This is a genomic window from Clostridium sp. ATCC BAA-442 (genome assembly GCF_964239415.1).
Classification (GTDB): Bacteria; Bacillota; Clostridia; order Oscillospirales; family Oscillospiraceae; genus Flavonifractor; species Flavonifractor plautii.
The window spans coordinates 971-2917 of the sequence record NZ_CAXSQB010000099.1 but is presented as its reverse complement, the minus strand read 5'-3'; the positions used below and the strand labels follow the sequence as shown (position 1 = coordinate 2917).

The window sequence follows — 1947 nt, the reverse complement described above, 5'->3', positions numbered from 1 at the left end:
CACCCGCCCGCCCCTACGCCAGCGGGAACACACTGCCCACGGCGTACAGCTTTTCCCGCAGATCCGCCCGGTAGTCCGGGGCGGCGGGGTCCAGGCTGTTGATCATCACCCCGTCGCTGCCCGCCCGGGCGGTGGAGTGGATGTACCGGTCGTCCCCCAGATAGAGGGCGATATGGCCGGGGAAATAGAGCAGATCCCCCGGCTTCCGCGCCTCAAAGGGGATGGGCCGCGCGGGAAAGCCGTCCACCAGCCGGGCGTCCCGGTAGAGGGACACCCCGCAGAAGAACCAGGCCATGAAGGTCAGCCCCGAGCAGTCCACGCCCAGAGGGGACTTACCGCCCCAGCGGTACTGGGTGCCCTGGTAGGACAGGGCCACCTCCACCGCCCGGGCCCGCAGGGCCTCCTCGGACACGGCGGGGGGCGTTTTGTAATCATCCTCCAAGAGACTACACTTTGTATAGCCCTCCCGGCCGTCCGGGAGGGCTATTTTCTGCCAGCCCTCCCCGGCCTCCCCGACGGGGGCGGCCAGCGCCCCCCGGGGCAGGGTGTCCAGCACGGGGCTCTCCACCTCCGGCCGGGCCAGCACGTCGGCAAACGGGGCGCGGACGAGCCGCTTGTTTCGCCCGGTCCAGTCCCCGGCGGGGCGCAGATGCTCCCGGCGGGCCCAGCCCTCGTAGCGGTATTTGGTGCGGACGCGGCACCAGCCGGTGGAGAATTCCTCCAGAAGCTCGGCGGTCCAGCCGCACAGCAGCTCGTCGGAGCGCTCCGCGCCGGCGCTGGCGGCGGCATAGAGGGGGCACAGGGGGGCAGAGACTACAACTTCCATGAAAAAACCTCGCAATCCGTGCAATTTTGTGCTATGCTAAAAAAGTACGGTTTATTGGACTAAAAAACCGCTATTCTGAGAGAGAGGAAGGGGGAGAGAGGCATGCCGCGAAGTGCAAATCAAAAGCTCAAGCTGCTCTGCCTGTGCAGGATTCTGTGGGAGCGCACCGACGAGGACCATCCGCTGACGGTGCCCGAGCTGATTCAGGCCCTGGAGGCGTGGGACATCAAGGCCGAGCGCAAGAGCATTTATGACGATATGGAGGCCCTGCGCACCCTGGGCATGGACGTACAGAGCCGCAAGGGAAAGTCCCCGGGCTGGTTCCTGGGGGAGCGGACGTTTCAACTGGCCGAGCTGAAGCTGCTGGTGGACGCGGTGCAGTCCTCCAAGTTCATCACCCAGCGCAAGAGCAGCGAGCTCATCCGCAAGCTGGAGTCCCAGGCATCGGCCCATCAGGCCCGCCAGCTCCAGCGGCAGGTGTATGTGGACCGCCGGGTGAAAAGCATGAACGAGAGCGTGTACTACACCATCGACAAGCTACACACCGCGATTGCAAACCGGAAAGCGGTCACCTTTAAATACTTTGAGTATAATGTCAAAAAGGAAAAGGTCTTCCGGCGGGAGGGAAAACGGTACACCGTCTCCCCCCTGGGGCTCATCTGGGACAACGAGAACTACTATCTGGCGGGCTATGACCACCGCTCCTGCGAGATGCGCCACTACCGGGTGGACAAGATGGCCGAGCTGGCGGTGACCTGCCTGCCCCTGGAGGGGGCGGACGGGGGTTTTGATATCGCATCCTATGCGCAGAAGCACTTCGGTATGTTCTCCGGCCGGGAGGGGCAGGTCACCCTGCGCTGCCGCAACAGCCTGGTAGGGGTGGTGTTGGACCGCTTTGGCCGGGACGCCATTCTGGTGCCCGACGGGGAGGAGCACTTCACCGTCACCGTTCCGGCGGTGGTGAGTCCCCAGTTTCTGGGCTGGGTGTTCGGCCTGGGGGATGGAGTGCAGATTCTCCGCCCCGACTGGGCGGCGGAGGAGCTGAAGCGCCAACTGGCCGCGGTGGCGGCCCTCTACCAATAAGGAGACGTGGGGGGGGGGGGGGGGGGGGGGGGGGGGGG

Annotated in this window: 2 protein-coding genes; one reads left to right on the top strand and one right to left on the bottom strand. The window is 65.4% G+C overall.

The window, feature by feature from the left end:
* Positions 1-13 precede the first annotated feature (13 nt).
* Positions 14-826 carry a C40 family peptidase gene (locus ACESY8_RS19550; RefSeq protein WP_054339383.1) on the bottom strand — a complete coding sequence of 271 codons (813 nt, stop codon included), beginning with the start codon at positions 824-826 and terminating at the stop codon, positions 14-16.
* A gap of 102 nt (positions 827-928) precedes the next feature.
* Here ACESY8_RS19550 and ACESY8_RS19545 point away from each other — a divergent pair, with 102 nt between their 5' ends.
* Positions 929-1909, top strand: coding sequence for a helix-turn-helix transcriptional regulator (locus ACESY8_RS19545; protein ID WP_204682552.1), 981 nt, complete (start codon positions 929-931; stop codon positions 1907-1909).
* Positions 1910-1947: the final 38 nt, after the last annotated feature.